The following is a 26,927-nucleotide window of genomic DNA, read 5'->3' as shown; positions in this document are numbered from 1 at the left end:
ATTTCTTCATTTGATTTCCACAATGAGGACAAGATGGGGCCTCGTAGTCCAGTTTAGCGATGATTTCCTTGTGGGTATCTCTATTAACAACATCCATAATTTGGACATTAGGGTCTTTGATATCGAGCAGTTTTGTGATAAAATGTAATGGTTCCATATGAATCTTTCTAATGAGTTGTTTTGTCACTTTTCATTATAGGTCATATGGGACTTTTTTTCTACAACAAAATAGGCTCCATAAGATCTATAGGGGATTTACCCACTACAAATATTATAGAGCCACTTAAAGGTATCTTTTTTATTTACTAAGGAGATTCTGAGAGTCTTCTTTTTTGTTTACGGAACAAATTTGTGTAAACTAGCAGTGCTTAAGGAATGGTACTAGTCATATATTTTCTTTAATTATGGTAAAATAGTAAGAGAATAATGTGAGGAAAATGAATGTCAAGTAAGTTTGAAATTTTAATGAATCAACTAGGAATCTCTGATCAATTGAGACGGGATCCTGCTCTTGTTGATGCCAGAATTGAGCGTGTTGTGGTACATAAAATTAGTAAGATTTGGGAATTTCATTTTGTATTTTCTAATATTTTACCGATTGAAATCTTTTTAGAGTTAAAGAAAGGGCTCGGTGAAGAATTTTCTAAGACAGGAAACCGAGCTGTTTTCGAAATCAAGGCTCTTTCTCAAGAATTCTCTAATGAACTCTTGCAGGCCTACTATAGAGAGGCTTTTTCTGAAGGTCCATGTGCAAGTCAGGGGTTTAAATCTCTTTACCAGAATTTAAACGTTCGTGCGGAGGGAAATCAACTCATTATTGAAGGTTCAGAGGCGATTGATAAGGAGCACTTTAAGAAGAATCATCTTCCTAATCTAGCAAAGCAACTCGAAAAGTTTGGTTTTCCAGTTTTTGTATGCCAGATAGAAAAGAATGATGCTCTTACACAAGAGCAGGAGGAAGCCTTCCATACGGAGAATGAACAGATTGTTCAAGCTGCCAATGAGGAAGCGCTCCGGGCTATGGAGCAACTGGAACAAATGGCTCCTCCTCCAGTAGAAGAGAAGCCAGCCTTTGATTTTCAGGCTAAAAAGGCTGCGGCCAAGCCTAAACTAGATAAGGCTGAAGTTACCCAGATGATCGACGTGACGACTGAGGAAAATCGCCTGGTCTTTGAAGGGGTCGTTTTTGATGTGGAGCATAAGGTGACCAGAACTGGTCGCGTTTTGATCAACTTTAAAATGACAGACTACACTTCAAGTTTTTCAATGCAAAAATGGGTTAAGAATGAAGAAGAGGCTCAGAAGTTTGACATCATTAAGAAAAATTCTTGGCTTCGTGTTCGTGGAAATGTGGAGATGAATAACTTCACACGAGATTTGACCATGAACGTGCAGGATGTGCAGGAAGTTGTTCACTATGAGCGGAAGGATTTGATGCCAGAAGGTGAGCGCCGGGTTGAGTTTCATGCTCATACTAATATGTCGACCATGGATGCTCTACCAGAGGTAGAGGAGATCGTTGCGACAGCTGCTAAGTGGGGACACAAGGCGGTTGCCATCACGGACCATGGAAATGTTCAATCTTTCCCACACGGCTATAAGGCGGCCAAGAAAGTTGGAATCCAGCTAATCTATGGGATGGAAGCCAATATCGTTGAAGACCGGGTTCCTATCGTTTACAATGAAGTGGAGATGGACTTATCAGAAGCGACCTATGTGGTCTTTGACGTGGAAACGACGGGACTTTCAGCCATCTATAATGACTTGATTCAGGTTGCGGCTTCTAAGATGTACAAGGGGAATGTCATTGCTGAATTTGATGAATTTATCAATCCCGGGCATCCCTTGTCAGCCTTTACCACTGAGTTGACTGGAATTACAGATGACCATGTCAAAAATGCCAAACCACTAGAACAAGTTTTGCAAGAATTCCAGGAATTCTGCAAGGATACGGTTCTAGTTGCCCACAATGCTACCTTTGACGTTGGCTTTATGAATGCCAACTATGAGCGTCATGGTTTGCCTAAGATTAGCCAGCCAGTTATTGATACGCTGGAGTTTGCTAGAAACCTCTATCCTGAGTATAAACGTCATGGTTTGGGGCCTTTGACCAAGCGTTTTGGTGTAGCACTTGAACATCACCACATGGCTAATTACGATGCGGAAGCTACTGGTCGTCTGCTTTTCATCTTTATCAAAGAGGTAGCAGAAAAACATGGTGTGACTGATTTAGCTAGACTCAACATTGATCTAATCAGTCCAGATTCTTATAAAAAAGCTCGGATTAAACATGCGACCATTTATGTCAAGAATCAAGTTGGTTTAAAAAATATTTTTAAGCTGGTTTCTTTATCCAATACCAAGTACTTTGAAGGGGTGCCACGGATTCCGAGAACGGTTCTAGATGCTCATCGAGAGGGCTTGATTTTGGGGTCGGCTTGCTCGGAAGGGGAAGTTTTTGATGCAGTTGTTTCCCAAGGTGTGGATGCAGCGGTTGAGGTGGCCAAGTATTATGACTTTATCGAGGTCATGCCACCAGCTATCTATGCACCCTTGATTGCTAAGGAGCAGGTCAAGGATATGGAGGAACTCCAGACCATTATCAAGAGTTTGATAGAGGTTGGGGACCGTCTTGGCAAGCCTGTTCTGGCTACGGGGAATGTCCACTATATCGAACCGGAAGAAGAGATTTATCGCGAAATTATCGTTCGTAGTTTGGGCCAGGGGGCTATGATTAACCGAACCATCGGTCATGGTGAACATGCCCAACCAGCACCTCTTCCCCAGGCTCATTTTAGAACGACTAATGAGATGTTGGATGAATTTGCCTTCTTGGGAGAAGATTTGGCTCGGAAACTGGTTATTGAAAACACCAATGCCTTGGCAGATATCTTTGAGCCCGTTGAGGTTGTAAAAGGTGACTTGTACACACCTTTCATTGACAAGGCGGAAGAAACGGTCGCTGAGCTGACCTATAAGAAAGCTTTTGAGATTTATGGAAATCCGCTGCCAGATATCGTTGATTTGCGGATTGAAAAAGAATTGACTTCTATTCTGGGGAATGGATTTGCCGTGATTTATCTGGCATCGCAGATGCTGGTACAACGTTCCAATGAACGGGGCTATTTGGTGGGTTCTCGTGGATCTGTTGGGTCCAGTTTTGTTGCGACCATGATTGGGATTACGGAGGTTAATCCTCTCTCTCCTCACTATGTTTGTGGTCAGTGTCAGTATAGTGAGTTTATCACGGATGGTTCTTACGGTTCAGGGTTTGATATGCCCAATAAGGATTGTCCAAACTGTGGTCATAAACTTAGCAAAAATGGACAGGATATTCCTTTCGAGACCTTCCTTGGTTTTGATGGGGACAAGGTTCCCGATATTGACTTGAACTTCTCGGGAGAAGACCAGCCTAGCGCCCACTTGGATGTGCGTGATATTTTTGGTGAGGAGTATGCCTTCCGTGCAGGAACGGTTGGTACGGTAGCTGCTAAGACTGCCTATGGATTTGTAAAGGGCTATGAGAGAGACTATGGGAAGTTTTATCGTGATGCAGAGGTGGAACGTCTTGCCCAAGGTGCTGCCGGTGTCAAGCGGACTACAGGACAACACCCAGGGGGAATCGTTGTTATTCCGAACTATATGGATGTCTACGACTTCACGCCTGTTCAGTATCCAGCCGATGATGTGACGGCTGAATGGCAGACGACTCACTTTAACTTCCATGATATCGATGAGAATGTCCTCAAACTCGATGTACTGGGGCATGATGATCCGACCATGATTCGGAAACTGCAGGACTTGTCTGGGATTGACCCTAATGAAATTCCTATGGATGATGAAGGCGTGATGGCCCTCTTTTCAGGGACTGATGTGCTAGGGGTAACACCTGAGCAAATCGGAACGCCGACGGGTATGCTGGGGATTCCAGAGTTTGGAACCAACTTTGTACGTGGGATGGTAGATGAAACGCATCCGACGACTTTTGCGGAGTTACTTCAGCTTTCAGGTCTGTCCCATGGTACCGATGTCTGGTTGGGGAATGCTCAGGATCTAATCAAGCAAGGAATTGCAGACCTATCAACCGTTATCGGTTGTCGGGACGATATCATGGTTTACCTCATGCATGCTGGTCTTGAGCCTAAGATGGCTTTTACTATCATGGAACGGGTACGTAAAGGCTTGTGGTTGAAGATTTCCGAAGAGGAGCGAAATGGCTACATCGAAGCTATGAAGGCTAATAAGGTGCCAGAGTGGTATATCGAGTCCTGTGGGAAAATCAAGTATATGTTCCCCAAAGCCCATGCAGCAGCCTACGTTATGATGGCCTTGCGTGTGGCCTACTTCAAGGTTCACCATCCTATTTATTACTACTGTGCTTACTTCTCTATCCGCGCCAAGGCCTTTGATATCAAGACCATGGGTGCGGGCTTGGATGCCATTAAGCGTAGAATGGAAGAAATCGCTGAAAAACGGAAGAATAATGAAGCCTCTAATGTGGAAATTGACCTCTATACAACTCTTGAGATTGTCAATGAAATGTGGGAACGTGGCTTTAAGTTTGGCAAGTTAGACCTCTATCGTAGTGATGCGACTGAATTCATCATTGATGGAGATACCCTCATCCCACCATTTGTAGCAATGGATGGTCTGGGAGAGAACGTTGCTAAGCAGTTGGTGCGTGCGCGTGAAGAGGGTGAATTCCTCTCTAAGACAGAACTACGTAAACGCGGTGGACTGTCATCGACCTTGGTTGAAAAGATGGATGAAATGGGGACCCTCGGCAATATGCCAGAGGATAACCAGTTGAGTTTGTTTGATGAATTTTTCTAAAATATAGGAAGAGATTTTTATGAAACTTACCATTTCCGCTCAGGATAAGCCAGCGCAAAAGGTGTTTGATTACCAGCTGGATCTTGACCCTGATACGATTTTGAGAATGACCGCTTTGATTTGCGGCATGGTGGCAACGGTTAGCCTGTTGTCCTTGTTTAAAGAGAAATAACAAAAGAAAAGGAAAAACAAAATGGTTTTACCAAATTTTAAAGAAAATCTAGAAAAATATGCGAAATTATTGGTTGCGAACGGAATTAACGTGCAAACTGGTCACACCTTGGCTCTCTCTATCGATGTGGAGCAACGCGAGTTGGCGCATTTGATCGTGAAGGAAGCTTATGCTTTGGGTGCACATGAGGTTATCGTTCAGTGGACAGATGATATCATCAACCGTGAGAAATTTCTCCACGCACCTATGGAGCGTCTGGACAATGTGCCAGAATATAAGATTGCTGAGATGAACTATCTCTTGGAGAACAAGGCTAGTCGTCTCGGTGTCCGTTCATCTGATCCAGGTGCCTTGAATGGAGTGGACGCTGACAAGCTTTCAGCTTCTGCTAAAGCTATGGGACTTGCGATGAAGCCAATGCGCATCGCAACGCAATCCAACAAGGTTAGCTGGACTGTAGCAGCCGCTGCTGGACTTGAGTGGGCTAAGAAGGTCTTTCCGGATGCTAAGAGCGATGAAGAAGCTGTGGACCTGCTTTGGGATCAGATTTTCAAGACCTGCCGGGTCTATGAGGACGACCCCGTTGCTGCCTGGAAAGCGCATGAAGAGCGCCTCAGCTCCAAGGCCAAGATTCTCAATGACGAGCAGTTTACCGCCCTTCACTACACAGCGCCAGGGACAGATTTGACACTTGGCTTGCCTGAGAACCACGTTTGGGAATCAGCTGGTGCTATCAATGCACAGGGCGAAGGATTCTTGCCAAATATGCCAACAGAAGAAGTCTTCACAGCGCCTGACTTCCGTCGTGCAGATGGCTATGTAACCTCTACAAAACCACTTAGCTACAACGGAAATATCATCGAAGGCATTAAAGTAACCTTCAAGGATGGTCAAATCGTAGACATTACTGCTGAAAAGGGTGATCAGGTCATGAAAGACCTTGTCTTTGAAAATGCGGGTGCGCGTGCCTTGGGTGAATGTGCCTTGGTACCAGATCCGAGCCCAATTTCTCAGTCAGGCATTACCTTCTTTAACACCCTTTTTGATGAGAATGCTTCAAACCACTTGGCTATCGGTGCGGCCTATGCGACCAGCGTTGTTGGTGGGGCAGAGATGAGCGAAGAAGAGCTTGAAGCTGCAGGACTGAACCGTTCAGATGTTCACGTGGACTTTATGATTGGTTCGAGTCAAATGGATATCGATGGTATCCGTGAGGATGGAACACGTGTCCCTCTCTTTCGCAATGGCGACTGGGCCATCTAGCCAAATCCTTGAAAAGTTTAGGAAAGAAATAGAAACGAGGAACTCTAAATGTTAGGTAGTATGTTTGTTGGTTTTTTGATTGGTCTTGTGGCTGGTGCCATTACCAATCGTGGAGAAAACATGGGGTGTATCGGAAAAATCTTTCTTGGCTGGCTAGGTGCTTGGATCGGGCAAGTTCTCTTTGGCAGTTGGGGTCCCCAATTAGCGGGAACGGCCCTTCTTCCCTCTATCTTAGGAGCTATGATTTTGCTAGCGCTCTTCTGGAGACGAGGAAGCTGATTGACTAGATTAGGAGGTTGAGCAATTGCTCGGCCTCTTTTTGAATGTGGTATAATAGTTCTATGAGATTAGATAAATTTTTAGTTGCCTGCGCAGTAGGAAGTCGGACGGAGGTCAAAAACTTGCTCAAGGCTGGGCGCGTGACGGTAAATGGTAAAAAAGAAAAGTCAGCTAAACTGCAGATCAATGAAGAAAGAGATGAGATTCGCTTTGATGGTCAAGTGCTAGAGTACGAGGAGTTTGTCTACTACATGATGAACAAGCCCCAAGGAGTTATTTCAGCTACTGAGGATTCTATACACAGAACGGTGTTGGACTTGTTGGATGATATTGCTCGGACTAAGGAAGTTTTCCCAGTAGGGCGCTTGGATATCGATACGCATGGTCTTCTGCTCTTGACCAATGACGGCAAACTAGCTCACGCTCTTCTTTCACCAAAACGTCATGTGGATAAGGCCTATCTGGCACATGTCGAGGGAATTATGACCCAAGAAGATGTGGAGACATTTGCTAAGGGAATTCCGCTCAAGGATTTTACTTGTCAGCCGGCTAGACTGGAACTTGTATCGGTAGATCCAGAAAAAAATCAAAGTCTGGTTCGTGTGACCATTGCTGAAGGGAAGTTTCATCAAGTCAAACGAATGGTGGCCTACTGTGGCAAGGAAGTGGTGGACTTGCAGCGTTTGACGATGGGAACTCTAGCCTTGGACGAGAACTTAGAACGAGGAGAATGGCGTCGCCTGACCCAGGAGGAGTTAGAGCATCTCCTTGCTAGTATTGCTTAGTTTGGATTATGTTAGAAAAGGTGAGGAGAATGTCCTTGCCTTTTTCGTTTTTCAGTTGCTTCCTTTGTGAAAAGAGTTATAATAGACTGTAGAATAAAAGGAGGAATCTATGAACGCGATTCAAAAATCATTTACAGATAAACTATTTGCCAACTATGAAGCAAATGTCAAATACCAAGCGATCGAAAATGCTGCCAGCCACAATGGAATTTTTGCAGCTCTAGAACGTCGCCAAAGTCATGTAGACAATGCACCTGTTTTCTCATTGGATTTGACCAAGGACAAGGTCACTAACCAGAAAGCGTCTGGTCGTTGCTGGATGTTTGCAGCTCTCAATACCTTCCGCCACAAACTCATTTCTCAATATAAATTGGAAAACTTTGAATTGTCACAGGCCCACACTTTCTTCTGGGACAAGTACGAGAAATCTAACTGGTTCTTGGAGCAAGTCATTGCGACTGCAGACCAAGAATTGACGAGCCGTAAGGTTAGCTTCCTACTCCAAACTCCACAACAAGACGGTGGACAGTGGGATATGGTAGTGTCTCTCTTTGAGAAATACGGTGTCGTGCCTAAGTCAGTTTATCCTGAGTCCGTTTCTTCTAGCAGCAGCCGTGAGCTCAATGCCATACTCAACAAATTGCTTCGCCAAGATGCTCAAATCTTGCGTGACTTGCTCGCTTCTGGTGCAGACCAAGCGACTGTTCAAGCTAAGAAAGAAGACCTCTTGCAAGAAATCTTTAACTTCCTTGCTATGTCACTAGGTCTTCCACCACGTCAGTTTGACTTTGCTTATCGCGATAAGGATGATAACTACCAAAGTGAAAAGGGGATCACGCCACAAGAGTTTTACAAGAAATATGTCAATCTTCCTCTAGAAGATTATGTTTCTGTTATCAACGCTCCGACTGCTGACAAGCCTTACGGCAAATCTTATACAGTTGAGATGTTAGGAAATGTGGTTGGTAGCCGTGCAGTTCGCTACATCAACGTTCCAATGGAGCGCTTGAAAGAATTGGCGATTGCCCAAATGCAAACGGGAGAAACTGTTTGGTTTGGTTCAGATGTCGGCCAACTCAGTAACCGCAAAGCCGGAATTCTTGCAACAGATGTCTATGATTTTGAATCAAGCATGGATATCCAACTCACTCAAGACAAGGCTGGACGTTTGGACTACAGCGAAAGCTTGATGACCCACGCCATGGTCTTGACAGGTGTTGACTTGGATGAAAATGGCAAATCAACCAAGTGGAAAGTTGAAAACTCATGGGGAGACAAGGTCGGTGCAGATGGCTACTTTGTTGCCTCAGACGCTTGGATGGACGAATACACTTACCAAATCGTTGTCCGTAAGGAATTGCTGACAGCAGAAGAACAAGCTGCTTATGAAGCAGAACCAATCGTGTTAGCACCATGGGATCCAATGGGAGCCTTGGCAGAATAAAGCATAAAGAAAAGAGGTTAGGGAAATCCTAGCTTCTTTTTTATTTAAGTCCTTCTTAAGGTGGGGATAGATGATGCTTGCCAAGGGAGTTCTTCTTATTTTGAGTCTTTAAGTGACAGAGAAAAAGACATGTGTTATTATAGTAGTACAAAAGGATATTGGAGTAGAAATGAAGTATTTAAGCAGTCAAGACATCAAGGATCGTCAACGAAATATCAGCGACATTAAACCCTATAAAACAACCAAGGAAATTGTCGTTTCAAATATCTTTACCTTCTTTAATGCCATGAACTTGGCTCTGGCAGTTCTAGTAGCCACAACCTTGCGATTTGAAAATATGCTCTTTTTAGGTGTGATTGCTATCAATACAGCCATTGGGATTTTCCAAGAAGTGCGTTCAAAAAATGCCTTAGAAAAGCTGAGTTTGCTTGGTAAAAGTAAGTACAGAGTCAACCGAGATGGTCAAACGATTGAGATTGATCCAGAGGACATCGTTCTGGGAGAGTATCTGCATCTCAATCTGGGTGATCAGGTGCCTGTCGATGCAGAAGTTCTTGAAGGGAATATTGAAGTTGATGAGTCCTTGCTGACGGGTGAGAGTGATTCGGTCTTTAAAACAGTTGGTGACCAGCTGATGAGCGGAAGCAATATCGTCAGCGGTACTTGTCTGGTTACAGCAACGGCTGTGGGTCCAGATAGCTATATTAACAAACTCGCAAAATCCAGCAAGGAATTCAAAAAATACCCTTCTCAACTACGCGATTACATGGATAAGATTTTAAAAATCGTCTCGATCTTGCTGGTGCCAGTTGCCATTCTGCTCTATGTCAGAGGTTTTAGTCTAGGACGGTCTTATGTTGAAATTGTCTTGGGAAGTTCTGGTGCCTTGGTCGGCATGATTCCAGAGGGCTTGATTCTCCTGGTTAGCGTCTCCTTAGCAGTAGCTGCCATGAAGCTGGCTAAAAAGAAGGTTCTGGTGCAGGAGCTATACTGTGTAGAGACCTTGGCGCGTGTAGATGTTCTTTGTTTTGATAAGACAGGTACCATCACGACTGGTAATATGAAGGTCCAAGAAATGGATGCTAATGTGGCAGAGAAACTGTCTTCTTATCTGGCTTATTTCGAGGATGAAAATGCAACTTCGCGGGCTCTGAAGACTTACTTAACTTGTGAGAAGAAGTGGGAAGTTCAAGAAGTCGGTGCCTTTTCCAGCAAAAACAAGTATTCCTTTGTTCAAGTAAAAGAGGGTGGAACCTATTTTTTTGGAGCCTATGAATTTCTAGGTTTTACTCAGCCGATGGATGCCTACTACGAGCATCTAAAGCAACAAGGTTTTCGAATCTTGACACTTGCCCATAGTAAGGACCACATCACGGCTCCAGCCAATATGGAACTACTAGGGCACGTCGTTTTGTCAGATGAGATTAAGGACAATACCAAGGAAACCTTTGACTATTTCGAATCTCAAGGTGTTGAAGTGAAGATTATCAGCGGTGATAATCATGTGGCTGTATATGGGGTGGCTCGTAAGGCAGGTTTTAAGGAAGAAGCCCGTGCGATTGATATGATCAAGGTGAGCGATGATGACTTTGAAAGAGTGGTCTTGGAATACGATATCTTTGGACGCGTGACACCTGAGCAGAAAGAAAAGATGGTGACCGTTTTGCAAAATGCTGGTAAAACAGTTGCCATGAGCGGTGACGGGGTCAATGATGTTCTGGCTCTCAAGAAAGCAGATATTAGTTTTGCCATGAAGGGGGCTACGAGTGCAGCCAAAAGTGTATCAAATATTGTTTTTCTGACAGATGACTTTGCAGTATTTTATGATATTTTGATGGAAGGACGCCGTGTCATCAATAACATTCAAAAGGTAGCCTCTCTCTTTCTAGCAAAGACCTTCTTCTCCATCGTGTTTGCCATTTTGAGTGTGGTATTTGGTTTGGAATTCGCCTTTATCCCCATTCAGTTTACAATCATTTCAGCTATTACGATTGGGATTCCATCTTTCTTCCTAACTTTTGAGTCCAATAAAGAAAAGGTCAGCACACATTTTATGCGAGATATTTTGACCAATGCTGCGATTGGTGGTGGCATTCTGGTTGCTAGTGTACTCTTGACTAACTTCTTTATCACTGTCCCAGGTCAGGTCAAATTTATTTGCTTCCTCCTTGCTTTGATCAATGGTCTGTGTCTAGTTACCAAGGTAAGTCTGCCATTTAATCGATACAAACTAGTCTTGCTCGCATTTTTGAGCCTTGCAGCCCTTGTAGGAGTGCTTGCCAACACCTTTATCCTGCAAGGCTCGTTTGTGCCTTTAGAAACCAGCCAAGTCGTCTATGTAGCCATGCTAGCAGTGGTGATTGGAGGCTTGCATTATCTGACTAGAAGAAAAAGTTGATACACAAAAAGAATCAGGATTTGATCCTGATTCTTTTTTATCTATATTCTCGATGGCTTGGATTACATGATACCAAAGAAACGAGCTGCAATACCTACTGCAAAGAGAGCAAGGATGATTGCGATTGGTGATACTTTTTTCTTAAGCAACCACATGCAGAGGAAAGTAAGGAGAAGTCCCATCAATCCTGGAATCAATGAGTTCAACTGACCTTGAAGAGTTTGTGGTTGAACGCTATCCAAGCTCAAACCGCTAAGGGCCTGACCAAGAATTCCCTTCAATTCTCCACCTGTTACAGCGCCTTCTGGGAAGTTGATATAAGCACCTTCAGCCAATTGTTTACCTGGAAGGTTCACAGTAAAGTTGATAGATACCCAACGTTGTACAAGAACGGCAAGGATGAACATACCAAGGATAGATGCTCCTTTGGTAATGTCTTTCAAGATACCACCAGACATGTCTTTAGTGATTTCAGATCCAGCTTTGTAACCGAACTCTTGTGTATACCATAGGAAGGCCATACGGATAGCATTCCATCCAAAGAAGAAGAGAAGGGGACCAACAATGTTACCAGATGCAGCAAGTGATGCACCAAGGGCTCCAAGGATAGGACGAACTGTAAACCAGAATACTGGGTCACCGATACCAGCAAGAGGTCCCATCATACCTATCTTAACCCCTTGGATAGCCGCGTCGTCGATTTCAACACCGTTAGCGCGCTCTTCTTCAAGTGCAAGAGTAACCCCCATGATTGGAGCAGCTACGTATGGGTGAGTGTTGAAGAACTCAAGGTGACGTTCAAGAGCAGCTGCTTGGTCTTCTTTTTTAGTGTACAATTTTTTGATAGCTGGGATCAATGAGTAAGCCCAACCCAAGTTTTGCATACGTTCGTAGTTCCAAGAACCTTGAAGGAATTGTGAACGCCACCAAACTTTTTGACGATCTGATTTTGATAATTGAATTTTTTCAGCCATGATTGTTCCCCTTTCTAGTAGTCTTCTAGGATATCACCGATTGGGTCGTTAGAAGTCGCAGCTCCGCCGCCACCGTTTCCACCTTGTTTTGTAAGGTTAAGGTAGATGAAGGCAAGGGCAACACCGATGACACCAAGGGCAATCAAAGTCAATTGAGAGATTGCTGCAAGAGCAAAACCGATAGCGAAGAATGGCCATACTTCACGAGTTGCCATCATGTTGATAACCATAGCGTAACCAACGGCAACGACCATAGCACCACCGACAGCCATACCACCATTCAACCATTCTGGCATTAGGCTAAGAGCGTCTTGAACGGCAGAAGCTGGGATAGCAATAAGGAAGGCTGCAGGGATAGCGATACGAAGGCCTTGAAGAACAAGGGCAAAGTAGTGAGCGCGTTCAACAGCCGCAATGTTTCCTTCTTTTGCAGCTGCGTCAGCTGAGTGAACCAAGGCAACTGAGATTGTACGAACAATCATTGTCAAGAAAAGTCCAGCTACGGCAAGAGGGATAGCTGTTGCAGTTGCGACGGCGATACCTTCGGTAGTGAAGTTACCACCTTTGATCAAGATGATTGCTGCGGCAACGGATGCAAGAGCAGCATCAGGAGCTACGGCAGCTCCGATGTTAGCCCAACCAAGGGCGATCATTTGAAGAGATCCACCAAGCATAACACCTGCTTCGAGGTTACCTGTTACAAGTCCGATAAGGGTACATGCGACGATTGGTTGATGGAATTGGAATTGGTCGAGGATACCTTCAAGACCTGCAAGGAAGGCAACAACTACAACCAAGATAGCAGAAATGATTGAAATATCTGACATGGTTTTATTCCTTTTCTATTTAGTTTTAATAAAGTATTTAATCCTGTTTTCAAAAATGATAGAAACAGATTCAAATTATTGAACGTTGGCTTTGTTAATCAAGTCAAACAAATCTTTTTTCGTGTCGTTTGGTACTTTACGTACGTCAAATTCAACACCGAGGTCACGCATTTTTTCAAAGGTTGCAACGTCTTCCTTGTCCATAGACAAAACGTTGTTAATCATTGTTTTACCTGTTGAGTGAGCCATAGAACCAACGTTAAGGGTCTTGATTGGCACGCCACCTTCGATAGCACGAAGTGCATCTTGTGGAGTTTCAAACAAGATAAGGGCATGAGTTTCGCCGAAACGTGGGTCTTTTGCAACGTCGATCAATTTTTGAATTGGGACAACGTTAGCTTTTACTCCGTTTGGAGCTGCTTGTTTGATCAATTCTTTACGCAACTCGTCGTTTGCAACGTTGTCTGAAGCAACGATGATACGGTCGGCTTTTGAATCAGGAGTCCAAGCAGTGGCAACCTGACCGTGAAGGAGACGAGTGTCTAGACGAGCAAGGTTGATTTTCAGTTTACCGTCACCGATAACTGTTCCTTCTGGAATAGCAGCTTGTGCAACTGGAGCAGCTGCAGCGCTTGCAACTTCCTCAACTGGGTTAAGCTCTTCTGGAAGAGCCTTGATGCCATCTTTGGCTTCTTTAATGATATTCGCAGCGACTTTATCCACACCTGCATTCGCGTCCATAAGGCGCTCTGTGTAGGCTTGGATCAACATCGGCAAGTTCAGTCCTGTGATGATGGCAAATTTACGTTCTGGATTTTCTCCCATTACGCGGCTAGCTTGGTTGAATGGAGATCCACTCCAAAGGTCAGCCAATACTAGAACCTCATCTTCTGCGTCAAATGCAGCCACAGCGTTATTGAATTTAGCGTAAAGGTCATCTGGACCTTCATTTGGCATAAAGGTTACAACTTGAACCTTTTCTTGTTCACCAAAGATCATAGATCCTGACTGATGAATACCCGCAGCAAATTCGCCGTGGCTCGCAATAATGATTCCGATACTCATTATTGTCATTCCTCCTTGTAAAATGTTTGACTGTATGTTTAAGAAAACTTTAAGCCTAACTTTAAGTATAAACCGTTTTCATATAAAAATCAACTACTTTTTCTAAAAAGATGTAAAAGTTTTCATAGAATGACTTTTTAAAAATATTAATATATCAATACTTTTGAGAGATAAATGAAAATGGTAATAGAAAATTTAATATAAAAATACAGAAAATAAGCCGCTTTTGTGAAAACAGAATGAAAACAAAAAGAAAAGATTGCAGGATCGCAATCTTTCCTTTTATAGGAACAAATTTTGTAAAGCGTGGGCAACTCCGTCTTCTTCGTTGGTCAGAGGAAGTTGTTCGTCTGCATATGGAAGAAGAGCAGGATTGGCGTTTTTCATAGCATATCCCTTGCCTGCAAATGCCAACATTTCAGTGTCATTATGCTCATCACCAAAGGCGATTAAGTCTTTTTTATCACGATTCATCACATTGAGCAAGTACTCTAGAGCAAATGCCTTGTTTACCCCCTTGGGAGTACACTCGAGGATGTTGAGGGGCCCGCCCCAGGTATTGATAGCTAGTTGGTGCTGATAAAAACGATTCATCTCGTCCGCTAGAGCGTATTTGTCTTCAACCCTTGTTTGCAAGAGAATGCAGTTAGGATTCTTGGTTACTCGTTCGGGTTTGAATTGATTTTCCGGTTGGAAGTTCTCTACGCCAAATAGTTTAGGATCCGCAATTTCTTCATTCGGAGTTGTGATATAGAATTTTTTTCGATATTCTCCTGCAATAAAATCAGCCTGGATGTCCTCCGTGCGCTTGACCATGTCTAGGAGGTATTTTTTGTCCAAAGTCAAGCACTTTTCATGCTCCCAAGCCTGTCCTGGTAGATGGGTGAGGGAACCATTAAAGTTAATCATGGGAGTATGCAATTCTAGCTCACGATAGAAATCTTTTGCCATACGATACGGACGGCCTGTCGTGATGATGACATGGTGTCCTTTTTCTGAAATTTTTTTGATTGTCTCTTTGGTAAAATCGGAGAGCTTGCTTTCGCTATTCAACAGGGTTCCGTCCAAATCGACTGCGATAATTTTTTTAGTCATATAAACCTTCCTAGTCGTTTCCAGATAAGATGTCTACTATTATATCAAAAAGAAGGAAGAAAAGCAGATGAGAAACAAAAACTCAGTTGCTTTGATTTATTAAATAAATTAAACAAACATATTGAAAAGGTGAATGATAAATGATATAATACTAATATTGTTCGTAAAAAAAGGAGATTAAAGATGGACAAACTATTTAAACTAAAAGAGCACGGGACAGATGTCCGTACAGAGGTGCTTGCTGGTTTAACAACATTCTTTGCAATGAGTTATATTCTTTTTGTAAACCCTCAAATGCTTTCCCAAACGGGTATGCCTGTTCAAGGTGTGTTCTTGGCAACGATTATCGGTTCTGTAGTCGGTACCTTGATGATGGCTTTCTATGCTAATTTGCCCTATGCACAAGCACCAGGTATGGGACTAAATGCCTTCTTCACATTTACAGTTGTATTTGGGATGGGCTATACTTGGAAAGAAGCTCTCGGTATGGTCTTCATTTGTGGAATTATTTCACTGATTATTACCTTGACAAATGTTCGTAAAATGATCATCGAATCCATTCCAACAACACTTCGTTCAGCTATTTCGGCTGGTATTGGTGTTTTCCTTGCCTATGTTGGGATTAAGAATGCTGGTCTCTTGAAATTCTCAATCGATCCAGGTACTTATACGGTAGCAGGTGAAGGAGCAGACAAGGCTCAAGCTGCACTTACTGCAAACTCAGCAGCTGTTCCAGGCTTGGTAGACTTCAATACTCCAGCAGTATTGGTGGCTCTTGCAGGTTTGGCTATTACCATCTTCTTTGTTGTTAAAGGCATCAAAGGTGGAATCATTCTTTCTATTTTAACAACGACTGTGCTTGCCATTGCTGTTGGTGTTGTCAAATTATCAGGGATCGACTTTGCTAGCAACAATCTTTCATCAGCGGTTAATGATCTAGGAACTTTGTTTGGTGCTGCTCTTGGTTCAGAAGGTTTAGGATCTTTGATTTCAAACACTTCGCGTTTACCAGAAACCTTGATGGCTATTCTTGCCTTCTCACTAACGGATATTTTTGATACGATCGGTACTCTTATTGGTACTGGTGAAAAAGTTGGTATCGTTGCGACAAGTGGGGAAAACCATGAGTCCGCTAAATTGGACAAGGCTCTTTACTCTGACTTGGTGGCAACTTCAGTAGGTGCCATTGCAGGTACTTCAAACGTCACAACCTATGTTGAGTCTGCGGCGGGTATCGGTGCTGGTGGGCGTACTGGTTTGACAGCCCTAGTGGTTGCGATCTGTTTTGCTCTATCTAGCTTCTTTAGCCCACTTCTAGCGATTGTTCCTACAGCTGCAACAGCACCAATTTTGATTATCGTCGGAATCATGATGCTTTCTAACTTGAAAAATATCCCTTGGGATGATATGGCTGAAGCTGTTCCTGCCTTCTTCACATCTATCTTTATGGGATTCAGCTACTCTATCACACAAGGGATTGCTGTTGGTTTCTTGACATACACCTTGACAAAAGTTGTCAAAGGTCAAGCCAAGGATGTGCACGTGATGATTTGGATTTTGGATGCCTTGTTTATCCTTAACTATATCAGTATGGCGCTATAAATGGTATAATAGAAAAAGGGGGAGTCTCCCCTTTTTAATTGTAAGGAGGTACATCATGAAAGATAAGACGATTTGGCAAGAGGTCTTAAACAGAGGGAAATGGGTGATCATCCTTTTGGTAGCTTTTGTTCTATCTCAATTTCCCATAGGACTTGCTTTGTTTTTAGCAAACAAACAGTTTCCGATTTTACAGTCAGGGCTCTTAGTAGGTGCTCTATCCATAGTCGTTTTGATTGTATTCATTATTGGTGCACGAAAAACACAACTTGCTACTTTTAATCTATCCTTTTTTAAGGCAAAAGACTTGGCTCGCTTGGTACTGAGTTATCTGGTGATTTTTGCGACAAATCTCTTGGGTTCACTCCTGCTTCGACTAACAAATGAGGCAACAACCAATAACCAATCAATACTGAATGGTTTGGTTCAGAATAGTTCCTTGATTTCAACTTTCTTCCTACTAGTCTTGATTGCGCCGATTTGTGAAGAAATTTTGTGTCGTGGAATTATTCCTAAAAAGATTTTCCATGGAAAAGAAAAACTAGGTTTTGTTGTTGGTGCAATCGTCTTTGCCTTGCTCCATATGCCAACCAATCTACCTTCTGTGATTATTTATGGAGGAATGTCAACGGTTTTGACTTGGACAGCCTATAAGACTGAGCGTTTGGAGATGTCCATTTTGCTTCATATGATTCTCAATGGTATTGCATTTTGTTTGTTGGCCTTATTGGTATTGATTAGTAGAAATCTAGGTCTATCATTCTAAACCATTAGCCTGCTTGGAAAAGATGAATACTAACGTATCCATCTTTTTCTTTTTATGGTAAAATAGAGAGATAATGTGGTGGAAAACCCCTGAGGAGTGACCGTATGTCTAATAAAGCTAGTCAGACAAAAACAGCCATTTGTGGCATTATCAATGTAACCCCAGATTCTTTTTCGGATGGTGGGCAGTTTTTTGCTCTTGAGCAGGCGCTCCAGCAGGCTCGTAAATTGATAGCAGAAGGGGCGAACATGCTAGATATCGGTGGAGAATCGACTCGGCCGGGCAGTAGCTATGTTGAGATAGAAGAGGAAATCCAGCGTGTTGTTCCAGTGATTAAAGCTATCCGTGAGGAAAGTGATGTTCTCATTTCCATCGATACTTGGAAAAGTCAGGTGGCAGAGGCTGCTTTGGCTGCAGGTGCCAATCTGGTCAATGATATCACGGGTCTCATGGGAGATGAGAGAATGGCGGATGTGGTTGCTAAGGCTGGAGCGAAAGTAGTTATCATGTTTAATCCAGTCATGGCTCGACCTCAGCGCCCTAGTTCGCTCATCTTCCCTCATTTTGGCTTTGGACAAGCTTTTACAGAGGAAGAGTTAGCTGACTTTGAAAAAATACCAATCGGAAACTTGATGGAGGCTTTCTTTGAACGAGCTCTAGCGAGAGCGGAGGAAGCTGGAATAGCAAGAGGAAACATTCTGCTGGATCCAGGAATCGGCTTTGGTCTGACTAAGAAAGAAAATCTACTTCTTTTACGGGACTTGGATAAACTGCATCAGAAAGGCTATCCAATCTTTCTTGGAGTTTCGCGTAAGCGATTTGTCATTAATATTCTGGAGGAAAATGGTTTTGAAGTCAATCCTAAGACCGAACTTGGTTTCCGTAATCGAGACACAGCTTCGGCTCATGTAACCAGTATCGCTGCGAGACAGGGTGTCGCAGTAGTGCGCGTGCACGATGTAGCCAGTCACAGGATGGCGGTTGAAATTGCGTCAGCCATTCGTTTGGCAGATGATGCAGAAAATCTAGATTTAAAACAATATAAATAAGATGAACGAAATTCAAAACAATCAGTGGATTGCTCACTACCGGACGGACCAACCGCATTTTGGTTTGGAACGAATGGTGGAACTCCTAGCTCTGCGTGGCAATCCCCATCTCAAACTCAAGGTTATCCATATAGGCGGAACAAATGGAAAGGGTTCGACCATTGCTTTTTTGAAAAAGATGCTGGAAAAGCTAGGTCTGAGAGTTGGCGTGTTTAGTTCGCCCTATCTCATTCATTACACAGACCAGATTAGCATCAATGGGGAATCTGTCCCAGAAGCGAGACTAGAAACTCTTATGGCAGACTATCAGACTTTGCTTGAGGGAGAGAGGAGCGCTGCTTTACAAGAAACGACTGAGTTTGAGATTATCACAGCCCTAGCTTATGATTACTTTGCCTCAGAGAAAGTAGATGTGGCCATCATGGAAGTCGGCATGGGTGGCCTTCTGGATAGTACCAATGTTTGCCAGCCAATTTTGACAGGAATTACGACTATTGGCTTAGACCATGTAGCTCTACTAGGTGACACCTTGGAAGCCATAGCAGAGCAGAAGGCTGGTATCATCAAACAAGGTATTCCCTTGGTGACAGGTCATATTGTTCCTGAAGCCTTGACTGTAATCAATCCTATTGCAGAAGCTAAAAATGCGCCGAGACTTACCTATGGAAAAGATTATCAGGTTCGTCATCAAGAAAGCGTGGTAGCGGGTGAAATCTTTGATTATACCAGTTCTGTCAGACAAGGTCGTTTCCAGACTGGTCTGATTGGTTTACATCAGATAGAGAATGCTGGGATGGCGCTTGCTCTTCTAGACACTTATTGTCAGGAGACTGGGCGAGAGTTAGCAAATAATGATTTGGTTGCTCAAGCTTTGAAAGAAGCCAGATGGCCAGGGCGTTTGGAGGTCGTGTCAAGAGACCCCTTGTTGCTTTTGGATGGGGCCCACAATCCCCATGCTATCAAGGCTTTATTAGCAACCTTGCAAGAACGCTTTGCGGATTATCATAAGGAAATTCTCTTTACGTGTATTAAAACCAAGGCCTTGGAGGATATGTTGGATTTGCTAGAAACGGTGCCAGATAGTCAATTGACTTTAACCCATTTTGACGATAGTCGGGCGACGGATGAAAGCGTGCTGAAAGAGACAGCCAAGTCTAGAAATCTCAATTACCAAAACTGGCAAGAGTTTTTAGAACAGAAATTGACAGATAGAAAAGAAGAGAAAAAAACAGTTAGGATTGTCACGGGCTCCTTGTATTTCTTGAGCCAAGTGAGAGCCTATCTGATGGAGAGGAAGAACGAGAATGGATACACAAAAGATTGAAACGGCTGTAAAAATGATTATTGAGGCCGTCGGTGAGGACGCTAACCGCGAGGGCTTGCAAGAAACACCTGCTCGTGTAGCCCGTATGTACCAAGAGATTTTTTCAGGTCTTGGCCAAACTGCTGAGGAACACCTGTCAAAATCCTTTGAGATTATCGATGACAATATGGTAGTGGAAAAGGATATTTTTTTCCATACTATGTGTGAGCACCACTTTCTACCATTTTATGGGAGAGCGCACATTGCCTACATTCCAGATGGTCGTGTGGCAGGCTTGTCCAAGCTGGCCCGTACGGTTGAAGTTTATTCTAAAAAACCACAGATTCAAGAACGGTTGAATATCGAAGTGGCCGATGCCCTGATGGACTATCTGGGGGCTAAGGGAGCCTTTGTTGTCATTGAGGCGGAACATATGTGTATGAGTATGCGTGGTGTCAGAAAACCAGGAACTGCAACCTTGACGACAGTAGCTCGTGGTCTATTTGAAACAGATAAGGACCTTCGAGACCAGGCTTATCGTTTAATGGGATTATAAAAGAATCCGCTTCATGCGGATTTTTCTAGAAAGGACTAGTTATGGATCAACTGCAGATTAAAGATTTGGAAATTTTTGCCTATCATGGTCTTTTTCCTAGTGAGAAGGAATTGGGGCAGAAGTTTGTCGTTTCAGCCATCCTATCCTATGATATGACCAAGGCGGCTACAGAATTGGATTTAACAGCCTCTGTCCATTACGGAGAACTGTGTCAGCAGTGGACGACTTGGTTTCAGGAAACCACTGAGGACTTGATTGAAACGGTAGCCTACAAAATAGTTGAACGTACCTTTGAGACCTACTCTCTTGTCCAAGAGATTGAGTTGGAACTAAAAAAACCTTGGGCTCCAGTGCATTTACCGTTGGATACATGCTCGGTGACCATTCACCGTCGTAAGCAGCGAGCCTTTATCGCTCTTGGAAGCAATATGGGGGATAAGCAAGCAAACTTGGAGCAAGCTATTGACAAACTACGAGCTCAAGGTATCCATATCCTCAAAGAGTCCAGTGTCTTGGCGACAGAGCCTTGGGGCGGTGTGGAGCAGGATAGCTTTGTCAATCAGGTGATTGAAGTAGAAACCTGGCTACCAGCACCAGTCTTGTTAGAAACATTATTAGCCATTGAGTCAGAAATGGGACGGGTTCGAGAGGTGCATTGGGGGCCTCGTTTGATTGATTTGGACTTGCTCTTTGTGGAGAACCAAGTCATTTATACAGACGAGCTCATCTTGCCTCATCCTTATATAGCAGAACGCCTCTTTGTTCTTGAGCCGTTAGTAGAAATAGCTCCCCATTTTATCCATCCAATCCTAAAGCAACCAATTCGACACTTGGTTGACCAGTTGGAGCAAGGAAATGCCTAAACTTTCCGAGACCTATAGCAAGTGGAAGAGTATCGGGGAGGGACTACTTGCTATTGTTCTAGGGCTTCTCTTGATTCGTTTTGGGCAAGTTATTCCGAGGATGGGGTACCAGTTGCTGACAGGCTACTTTTCCTTATCAGCAGTTTGGCACTTGTTGACTCGCTGGTTTCAGGATAAAAAACGTCGGGAAAATATCTTTGTAACTCTAGCCAAGCTGGTGGTTGCGGCTCTGGTGTTTGACTCTATCATCTTGCAAGACCTTGCCCTCTATCTCCTAGTCTTTGTCATTGCGAGCTACCAGCTGTTTACGGGTAGTATTAGTCTTGTGACCTGGTCTCTCTATCGAAAAAATGCTATTCATCCTCGTCTTCATCATCTCTTCGATGCTGTATGGATGATAGGATTTGGGTTTTATAGCATCTCTCCTTTTCACGATGCGGCGAATTTTGAATTGCTCTTGCTTGGGTTTTACTTGCTCATGCTAGGAGCCAGTAGCCTCCGGGACGGTTTCTTTTTTGAAAAGATAGAAAACAATCCCAAGCTGAAGCGGCGTATGCGAATGACCTTGCCGATCTTTGTGACGGCTCTGATCCCTATCAGTACCTTACGCAAACTAAATGAGTGGCTGTCAAATCATGAAAGCCAAGAAGGGGAAGTTCATTCGGAAAGAAAAAACAATCAGACGGTTGATCTGGAAATTTTTGTCCATACCTCAGAAACCTCCTTCTTCCTAGCTATGGGACATGTGGATATTTGTTATCAAGGGAAGGTTATTTCCTATGGTTCCTATGATCCTCACTCGGAGCGTTTATTCGGCATGGTTGGAGACGGTGTTTTGTTTAAGGCCAATCGGGAAAAATACATTGAACTCTGCAAGAGGGAAAGTCAGAAGACCTTGTTTGCTTACGGTCTGAGTTTGACGGACCAACAGAAAGCAGCTATCCAAGCTCGCCTAGCGGAGATAGAAGACCTGTTAATTCCTTGGAAACCAAGCTCGCAGTTGATGAAAAGAAGAGAGGGCGAAGTCAAGCATACCTACTCCTACCAACTGAAACAGGAAGCAGATGCGACCCTCTATAAATTCAGCTCATCCGAGTTTAAGACCTACTTTGTTCTCAGTACCAATTGTGTCTTGCTGGCAGACTCTATCGTGGGAAAAGCTGGGACTGATATATTGAGTCCCCAAGGTTTCATTGTGCCAGGGACTTATCAGGATTACCTTGATTTAGAGTATACAAAACCAAATGGTCTAGTTGTCAGTCGCTCCATTTATTAGAAAAAGAAAACTCTAGTTCCTCAGCAGTTTGCGCCGAGAAGCTAGAGTTTTTAAAATAGGTCATTTTCTTCTGGAAGGAGGATGGTTTCTCTACCGTCCAAGTCTAAAACAAGGACCCTAGGAGGGTAAAGTGGATCGAAAGGATGATTGAAATCAAAATCGATGCTAGTCGGAAGGTGCTGGCTAGAAAAATGGAAGGTGATGGTCCCCTTATTGTTGAGCAGTTGAAACTCAAGTTCTTCTTCTAATTCAAAGACATTTTTCAAAAAATGATCGATAATATACCAGAAAGAATCGATGACATCGTCAGGTAAGCTAGTCACAACGCCAAAACTGGCCGAACGTCTCTGAGTATCCGTAAAAGCCATGGTGTCTCCCTCCTTTGCTTTTTCCTTATCATACAGCAAAATGTCTTAAAAATCAAGAAATCCCACTTGCTTTTTCAAAATGGGAATAAACTGTGAAATTTTTTCAAAGTTTCTCCTAAAAATACTTGAAAGTGTTTACAATAAGTGATAAAATGGAGTAAGTAGATACGTGAAAGCGAAATTTTCATTATAGAAAGGAAACGGAATGAACACAGATGATACAGTAACGATTTATGACGTCGCCCGTGAAGCAGGAGTTTCAATGGCGACAGTTAGCCGTGTCGTTAATGGCAACAAGAATGTTAAAGAGAACACTCGAAAAAAGTCCTAGAAGTGATTGATCGTTTGGACTATCGTCCCAATGCGGTAGCACGTGGTTTGGCTAGCAAGAAAACAACGACAGTCGGAGTTGTGATTCCTAACATTACCAATGGTTATTTCTCAACACTTGCTAAGGGAATTGACGACATTGCTGAAATGTACAAGTATAACATTGTCCTTGCAAATAGTGATGAGGATGATGAAAAGGAAGTTTCAGTGGTTAACACTCTCTTTTCAAAACAAGTCGATGGGATTATCTTTATGGGCTATCACTTGACTGAAAAGATTCGTTCAGAGTTTTCTCGTTCACGGACACCGGTTGTTCTTGCTGGTACTGTGGATGTAGAACACCAACTTCCAAGTGTAAATATTGACTACAAACAAGCAACGATTGATGCCGTGAGCTATCTTCTCAAAGAAAATGAGAAAATTGCTTTTGTGAGTGGACCACTCGTCGATGATATCAATGGCAAGGTTCGTTTGATTGGTTATAAGGAAGCCTTGAAAAAAGCTGGACATTCTTATAGCGAGGGTTTGGTCTTTGAATCAAAATATAGCTATGACGATGGCTATGCCTTGGCAGAGCGCTTGATTTCATCACAAGCTACAGCTGCAGTTGTAACAGGTGATGAATTGGCGGCAGGTGTCCTAAATGGTTTGGCTGACCATGGTGTATCTGTGCCAGAAGAGTTTGAAATCATTACGACAGATGACTCTCAGATTGCACGATTCACTCGTCCAAACTTGACGACTATTGCCCAACCTCTTTATGATCTAGGTGCTATCAGCATGCGTATGTTGACTAAGATTATGCATAAGGAAGAGTTGGAAGAACGTGAAGTTCTCTTACCTCATGGTTTGACAGAACGTCGCTCTACACGAAAACGTAAATAGAAAAAATCAGGGAATCGTGAGATTTCCTGATTTTGCGTTCTAGAGAAGAGGTTTAGCCTTCCATATAGTCTTTCAAAGCCTGTCCTTTTAGTCCAGCATTAAGGGCAATTAATAATTTGAGGCGCGCTTTTTGAGCGTTGAGTTCTTTGACAAAGAAAACACCAGCTCGTTGCAACTGCACTCCTCCACCTTGGTAGGCGTAGACAGGTTCAGCAATACCATTAAAGCATCGTGAGACCAAGGCGACTGGGATTCCTTTTTGCAGGAGATTTTCCAACTTTTGAGCTGTTTCTTTGGGAACATTGCCTGCTCCAAAGGCCTGAATGACTAAGCCATCCAGCTGTTCCAAGTCTAACATATCGATCAGCTCGTCTGTCATACCGGCATAGGCTGAGATGATGGGAACTAGACCTTGAATATGTTCGAGATCAAACCGGACACGAGATTCAGCTGTTTTGAAGTAGAGGATTTCTTGCTTCATGATGAGGCCAAGTGGACCATGTGTTGGGGTTTGAAAGGTGCTGACATTGGTCGTATGAGTTTTGGTAACATACTTGGCCGCGTGGATCTCGTCGTTCATGACGACCAGCACACCCTTGTCGGCTGCTTTATAATCGCTGGCAACTCGCAGAGCGCTCAGATAGTTATAAACACCATCGCTACCAAGTTCGTTTGAACTACGCATGGCACCTGTTAGAACGATGGGGATGGGCGGGATTTTCATGGTATCAAGGAAGTAAGCTGTTTCTTCTAGGGTATCTGTACCATGTGTGATGACAACTCCATCGTAGTTACCAGCTTCCTCTTTAATCTTATGATAGAGTGCAAGCATATGCTTGGGTTTGATATGGGGGCTTGGCAGGTTAAAAAAGTCTAGGGCATGAACCTCAATCCCTTCAAGTGGATTGGAAACATGGTTCATGGGATTGTCCTGACTAGTTACAACGGCACCAGTGGCGTCTGCTTGCATGGAAATAGTCCCACCTGTATGTAAAACAAGGATTTTCTTAGGCATGATTTAGTCACTCTTTCTGAAATGTGGTATAATCATTGTAACACAAAAGGGGAGAATGGGATAGGATGGAAGTCAAGGCTGTTTTTTTTGATATTGATGGAACGCTAGTCAACGATCGTAAGAGTGTTTTGAAATCCACTAAGGACGCGATTAAGATTGTCAAAGAGCAAGGAGTGCTTGTTGGAGTAGCGACAGGACGAGGGCCGTTTTTTGTCAAGGAATTGATGGAAGAATTGGACTTAGACTTTGCGGTGACCTACAATGGCCAATACATTTTTAATAAAGAAAAGGTGCTCTTTGCAAGTCCTATTGCTAAGTCAAGCCTGCGTCAACTGATTGCGTATGCTAAAAAGGAGCGTAAAGAAATCGCCCTTGGAACCGAGCATGCCGTTGTTGGTTCGAAAATTATGTCATTTGGTCTCGGATCCTTTTCTCAACTGGTTAGTCGTTTTATTCCAACTGTTCTGACAAGAACCGTTAGCCGTTCCTTTAACCGGATGGTCAGCAAGGCAGTTCCTCAAAAGGAAGACGACTTGCTTAACTTGATTAATCAACCCATTTATCAAGTTTTGATGCTGATGACGCCAGAAGAATCTGAGAAGGCAGCAAGTGATTTTGAAGATTTGAAATTAACTCGAAGCAATCCTTTTGCCGCAGATATCATTAACCAAGGAAATTCCAAGCTAGAAGGCATTCGCCGAGTCGGGAAAGAATATGGCTTTGATCTCAACCAAGTCATGGCCTTTGGTGATTCAGACAACGATCTGGAAATGTTGGCGGGTGTTGGTATGTCGGTTGCTATGGGAAATGGCAGTAGCGGTGTCAAAGAAGTTGCCAAGCATATTACGGCAAGTAATCAACAAGATGGTATCCACAAGGCGCTCGAGCACTTTGGTGTTTTGGCTTCAGAAAAAGTTTTTGTCAGTCGGGACTACCACTTTAATAAGGTCAAGACCTTCCACCACATAATGGATGAACGAACTCAAGAAGAACCACAGGCATGGGATGCTGAAGGTGCAACCCACCGCGCAGACTTTAAAATTGAAGAATTAGTAGAGTTTGTTCGCGCAGCAAGTTCCTCGGAGGAAGAATTCCAAAACTCCCTTGCAAGCATGCATGAGGCGCTTGACAAGGCAGCAGAGAAAGTGGCGAAAAAGACACCTGCTAAGCAAAACTTGGTCGGTCAAGTGGATGCTTTGATCGACACACTGTATTTCACATACGGTAGTTTTGTATTGATGGGAGTAGATCCAGAACGCATTTTTGATATTGTTCATGAAGCAAATATGGGGAAGGTTTTCCCTGATGGGAAAGCTCATTTTGACCCAGTTACACACAAGATTTTAAAACCAGATGACTGGGAAGAAAAATATGCTCCAGAACCTGCCATCCGACAGGAACTACAACGTCAGTTTAAAGCTTATGAGCGACATAAAGAAAGAAAAAATAAAAAATAAGAGAAATTTCTTTTCCCTGGATAAAAAATTCGGGGATTTTTTGAGCTGAAAAACCGAACAATTTTATATATATCACTAATTATTATTAGCATATTTATACTAGAAAAAGAAAAGAAAAAATGAAAAGATAATGAAAATAAAGCAACAGGAAATTACATTGTTTACAAAGAATAGTTAAAAAGCTAGATATATTACTAATATATCTAGCTTTTCTTTTGAAAGAATATCAAAAAAAGACGAGTCAAATTATTTGATATTTGAAAGTTGATGTGTTAGAATAAATTCAGAAAGCGAATAAATATAAAATTCTCATGCTACTACAATA

21 protein-coding genes and 2 pseudogenes are annotated in these 26,927 nt (G+C 43.1%); 16 read left to right on the top strand and 7 right to left on the bottom strand.

The window, feature by feature from the left end; translation table 11 throughout:
- A pseudogene (locus SORDD15_RS10205) lies at nucleotides 1-157 on the bottom strand (ISL3 family transposase); the annotation flags it as partial.
- A 284-nt stretch (nucleotides 158-441) separates the two neighbouring features.
- Here SORDD15_RS10205 and SORDD15_RS06430 point away from each other — a divergent pair.
- From SORDD15_RS06430 to SORDD15_RS06395, 7 genes are all read left to right on the top strand, one after another.
- Nucleotides 442-4,833 (top strand): PolC-type DNA polymerase III, encoded by a 4,392-nt coding sequence (locus SORDD15_RS06430; RefSeq protein ID WP_061415600.1) that lies wholly within the window; start codon nucleotides 442-444, stop codon nucleotides 4,831-4,833.
- Nucleotides 4,834-4,852: 19 nt separating this feature from the next.
- Nucleotides 4,853-5,005 (top strand): hypothetical protein, encoded by a 153-nt coding sequence (locus SORDD15_RS10285; protein WP_061415598.1) that lies wholly within the window; start codon nucleotides 4,853-4,855, stop codon nucleotides 5,003-5,005.
- 21 nt (nucleotides 5,006-5,026) lie between these two features.
- On the top strand, nucleotides 5,027-6,268 hold the full coding sequence (locus tag SORDD15_RS06420; protein WP_061415597.1) for an aminopeptidase: 1,242 nt from the start codon (nucleotides 5,027-5,029) through the stop codon (nucleotides 6,266-6,268).
- Between the two features lie 48 nt (nucleotides 6,269-6,316).
- A complete protein-coding gene (locus tag SORDD15_RS06415; protein WP_061415596.1) occupies nucleotides 6,317-6,547 on the top strand; it encodes a GlsB/YeaQ/YmgE family stress response membrane protein in 231 nt (76 codons plus the stop codon).
- Between the two features lie 62 nt (nucleotides 6,548-6,609).
- On the top strand, nucleotides 6,610-7,332 hold the full coding sequence (locus SORDD15_RS06410) for a pseudouridine synthase (RefSeq protein ID WP_061415725.1): 723 nt from the start codon (nucleotides 6,610-6,612) through the stop codon (nucleotides 7,330-7,332).
- A 109-nt stretch (nucleotides 7,333-7,441) separates the two neighbouring features.
- The gene (gene pepC / locus SORDD15_RS06400) at nucleotides 7,442-8,776 is read left to right on the top strand and encodes an aminopeptidase C (protein ID WP_061415594.1); all 1,335 of its coding nucleotides are present in this window, start codon (nucleotides 7,442-7,444) and stop codon (nucleotides 8,774-8,776) included.
- A gap of 169 nt (nucleotides 8,777-8,945) precedes the next feature.
- Nucleotides 8,946-11,174: an HAD-IC family P-type ATPase gene (locus tag SORDD15_RS06395; protein WP_061415588.1), complete on the top strand. Its 2,229-nt coding sequence runs from the start codon at nucleotides 8,946-8,948 to the stop codon at nucleotides 11,172-11,174.
- A gap of 62 nt (nucleotides 11,175-11,236) precedes the next feature.
- Here the strand turns inward: SORDD15_RS06395 and SORDD15_RS06390 are convergent, their stop codons facing one another.
- The 4 genes from SORDD15_RS06390 to SORDD15_RS06375 all read right to left on the bottom strand — a co-directional run bounded on the left by SORDD15_RS06390 (nucleotide 11,237) and on the right by SORDD15_RS06375 (nucleotide 15,135).
- Nucleotides 11,237-12,148, bottom strand: coding sequence for a PTS system mannose/fructose/sorbose family transporter subunit IID (locus SORDD15_RS06390; protein ID WP_000818316.1), 912 nt, complete (start codon nucleotides 12,146-12,148; stop codon nucleotides 11,237-11,239).
- Between the two features lie 14 nt (nucleotides 12,149-12,162).
- Entirely contained in the window at nucleotides 12,163-12,975 is an 813-nt protein-coding gene (locus SORDD15_RS06385; protein WP_061415586.1) for a PTS mannose/fructose/sorbose transporter subunit IIC, read from the bottom strand.
- Nucleotides 12,976-13,050: 75 nt separating this feature from the next.
- Nucleotides 13,051-14,040, bottom strand: coding sequence for a PTS sugar transporter subunit IIB (locus SORDD15_RS06380; protein WP_061415584.1), 990 nt, complete (start codon nucleotides 14,038-14,040; stop codon nucleotides 13,051-13,053).
- A 282-nt stretch (nucleotides 14,041-14,322) separates the two neighbouring features.
- Entirely contained in the window at nucleotides 14,323-15,135 is an 813-nt protein-coding gene (locus tag SORDD15_RS06375; RefSeq protein ID WP_061415582.1) for a Cof-type HAD-IIB family hydrolase, read from the bottom strand.
- 183 nt (nucleotides 15,136-15,318) lie between these two features.
- On the opposite strand from SORDD15_RS06375, the gene SORDD15_RS06370 reads away from it, so the two are divergent.
- The 7 genes from SORDD15_RS06370 to SORDD15_RS06340 all read left to right on the top strand — a co-directional run bounded on the left by SORDD15_RS06370 (nucleotide 15,319) and on the right by SORDD15_RS06340 (nucleotide 22,547).
- Entirely contained in the window at nucleotides 15,319-16,737 is a 1,419-nt protein-coding gene (locus tag SORDD15_RS06370) for an NCS2 family permease (RefSeq protein WP_049520591.1), read from the top strand.
- Between the two features lie 55 nt (nucleotides 16,738-16,792).
- Nucleotides 16,793-17,500, top strand: coding sequence for a CPBP family intramembrane glutamic endopeptidase (locus SORDD15_RS06365; protein ID WP_061415580.1), 708 nt, complete (start codon nucleotides 16,793-16,795; stop codon nucleotides 17,498-17,500).
- Nucleotides 17,501-17,604: 104 nt separating this feature from the next.
- Nucleotides 17,605-18,549 (top strand): dihydropteroate synthase, encoded by a 945-nt coding sequence (gene folP, locus SORDD15_RS06360; RefSeq protein WP_061415578.1) that lies wholly within the window; start codon nucleotides 17,605-17,607, stop codon nucleotides 18,547-18,549.
- A 1-nt stretch (nucleotide 18,550) separates the two neighbouring features.
- Nucleotides 18,551-19,873, top strand: a complete 1,323-nt coding sequence (locus SORDD15_RS06355; protein WP_061415576.1) for a bifunctional folylpolyglutamate synthase/dihydrofolate synthase — start codon at nucleotides 18,551-18,553, stop codon at nucleotides 19,871-19,873.
- Nucleotides 19,854-20,408 carry a GTP cyclohydrolase I FolE gene (gene folE, locus SORDD15_RS06350; RefSeq protein WP_000380931.1) on the top strand — a complete coding sequence of 185 codons (555 nt, stop codon included), beginning with the start codon at nucleotides 19,854-19,856 and terminating at the stop codon, nucleotides 20,406-20,408. Before SORDD15_RS06355 ends, folE begins: the two co-directional genes overlap by 20 nt.
- Before the next feature lie 41 nt (nucleotides 20,409-20,449).
- Complete coding sequence (gene folK / locus SORDD15_RS06345; RefSeq protein ID WP_061415574.1) at nucleotides 20,450-21,271, top strand: 2-amino-4-hydroxy-6-hydroxymethyldihydropteridine diphosphokinase; 822 nt, start codon at nucleotides 20,450-20,452, stop codon at nucleotides 21,269-21,271.
- On the top strand, nucleotides 21,264-22,547 hold the full coding sequence (locus SORDD15_RS06340; protein WP_061415572.1) for a hypothetical protein: 1,284 nt from the start codon (nucleotides 21,264-21,266) through the stop codon (nucleotides 22,545-22,547). The genes folK and SORDD15_RS06340 overlap by 8 nt, the downstream gene beginning before the upstream one ends.
- A 50-nt stretch (nucleotides 22,548-22,597) precedes the next feature.
- Here the strand turns inward: SORDD15_RS06340 and SORDD15_RS06335 are convergent, their stop codons facing one another.
- Nucleotides 22,598-22,915 (bottom strand): DUF960 domain-containing protein, encoded by a 318-nt coding sequence (locus SORDD15_RS06335; protein ID WP_061415570.1) that lies wholly within the window; start codon nucleotides 22,913-22,915, stop codon nucleotides 22,598-22,600.
- Nucleotides 22,916-23,120: 205 nt separating this feature from the next.
- Here SORDD15_RS06335 and ccpA point away from each other — a divergent pair.
- Nucleotides 23,121-24,130: pseudogene (ccpA, locus tag SORDD15_RS06330) on the top strand (catabolite control protein A).
- Nucleotides 24,131-24,182: 52 nt separating this feature from the next.
- Here the strand turns inward: ccpA and SORDD15_RS06325 are convergent.
- Entirely contained in the window at nucleotides 24,183-25,145 is a 963-nt protein-coding gene (locus SORDD15_RS06325; protein WP_061415567.1) for an asparaginase, read from the bottom strand.
- Between the two features lie 65 nt (nucleotides 25,146-25,210).
- Here SORDD15_RS06325 and SORDD15_RS06320 point away from each other — a divergent pair, with 65 nt between their 5' ends.
- Nucleotides 25,211-26,602 carry a Cof-type HAD-IIB family hydrolase gene (locus tag SORDD15_RS06320; RefSeq protein WP_061415566.1) on the top strand — a complete coding sequence of 464 codons (1,392 nt, stop codon included), beginning with the start codon at nucleotides 25,211-25,213 and terminating at the stop codon, nucleotides 26,600-26,602.
- Nucleotides 26,603-26,927 lie beyond the last annotated feature (325 nt).

Source organism: Streptococcus oralis (assembly GCF_001578935.1).
In the GTDB taxonomy this organism is placed as follows: Bacteria; Bacillota; Bacilli; order Lactobacillales; family Streptococcaceae; genus Streptococcus; species Streptococcus oralis_R.
Note: the sequence above shows the minus strand (reverse complement) of the source record. Positions and strands in the feature narration are given on the sequence as shown.

What these genes read in the sequence shown, in the direction of transcription:
- pepC (WP_061415594.1), top strand. Translation starts at nt 7,442, where the DNA reads ATGAACGCGATTCAAAAATCATTTACAGATAAACTATTTGCCAACTAT.
- folE (WP_000380931.1), top strand. Translation starts at nt 19,854, where the DNA reads ATGGATACACAAAAGATTGAAACGGCTGTAAAAATGATTATTGAGGCC.
- SORDD15_RS06375 (WP_061415582.1), bottom strand. Translation starts at nt 15,135, where the DNA reads ATGACTAAAAAAATTATCGCAGTCGATTTGGACGGAACCCTGTTGAAT.
- SORDD15_RS06385 (WP_061415586.1), bottom strand. Translation starts at nt 12,975, where the DNA reads ATGTCAGATATTTCAATCATTTCTGCTATCTTGGTTGTAGTTGTTGCC.
- SORDD15_RS06335 (WP_061415570.1), bottom strand. Translation starts at nt 22,915, where the DNA reads ATGGCTTTTACGGATACTCAGAGACGTTCGGCCAGTTTTGGCGTTGTG.
- SORDD15_RS06355 (WP_061415576.1), top strand. Translation starts at nt 18,551, where the DNA reads ATGAACGAAATTCAAAACAATCAGTGGATTGCTCACTACCGGACGGAC.
- SORDD15_RS06430 (WP_061415600.1), top strand. Translation starts at nt 442, where the DNA reads ATGTCAAGTAAGTTTGAAATTTTAATGAATCAACTAGGAATCTCTGAT.
- SORDD15_RS06415 (WP_061415596.1), top strand. Translation starts at nt 6,317, where the DNA reads ATGTTAGGTAGTATGTTTGTTGGTTTTTTGATTGGTCTTGTGGCTGGT.
- SORDD15_RS06410 (WP_061415725.1), top strand. Translation starts at nt 6,610, where the DNA reads ATGAGATTAGATAAATTTTTAGTTGCCTGCGCAGTAGGAAGTCGGACG.
- SORDD15_RS06390 (WP_000818316.1), bottom strand. Translation starts at nt 12,148, where the DNA reads ATGGCTGAAAAAATTCAATTATCAAAATCAGATCGTCAAAAAGTTTGG.
- SORDD15_RS06380 (WP_061415584.1), bottom strand. Translation starts at nt 14,040, where the DNA reads ATGAGTATCGGAATCATTATTGCGAGCCACGGCGAATTTGCTGCGGGT.
- folP (WP_061415578.1), top strand. Translation starts at nt 17,605, where the DNA reads ATGTCTAATAAAGCTAGTCAGACAAAAACAGCCATTTGTGGCATTATC.
- SORDD15_RS06420 (WP_061415597.1), top strand. Translation starts at nt 5,027, where the DNA reads ATGGTTTTACCAAATTTTAAAGAAAATCTAGAAAAATATGCGAAATTA.
- SORDD15_RS06325 (WP_061415567.1), bottom strand. Translation starts at nt 25,145, where the DNA reads ATGCCTAAGAAAATCCTTGTTTTACATACAGGTGGGACTATTTCCATG.
- SORDD15_RS06320 (WP_061415566.1), top strand. Translation starts at nt 25,211, where the DNA reads ATGGAAGTCAAGGCTGTTTTTTTTGATATTGATGGAACGCTAGTCAAC.
- SORDD15_RS06340 (WP_061415572.1), top strand. Translation starts at nt 21,264, where the DNA reads ATGCCTAAACTTTCCGAGACCTATAGCAAGTGGAAGAGTATCGGGGAG.
- SORDD15_RS10285 (WP_061415598.1), top strand. Translation starts at nt 4,853, where the DNA reads ATGAAACTTACCATTTCCGCTCAGGATAAGCCAGCGCAAAAGGTGTTT.
- SORDD15_RS06395 (WP_061415588.1), top strand. Translation starts at nt 8,946, where the DNA reads ATGAAGTATTTAAGCAGTCAAGACATCAAGGATCGTCAACGAAATATC.
- folK (WP_061415574.1), top strand. Translation starts at nt 20,450, where the DNA reads ATGGATCAACTGCAGATTAAAGATTTGGAAATTTTTGCCTATCATGGT.
- SORDD15_RS06370 (WP_049520591.1), top strand. Translation starts at nt 15,319, where the DNA reads ATGGACAAACTATTTAAACTAAAAGAGCACGGGACAGATGTCCGTACA.
- SORDD15_RS06365 (WP_061415580.1), top strand. Translation starts at nt 16,793, where the DNA reads ATGAAAGATAAGACGATTTGGCAAGAGGTCTTAAACAGAGGGAAATGG.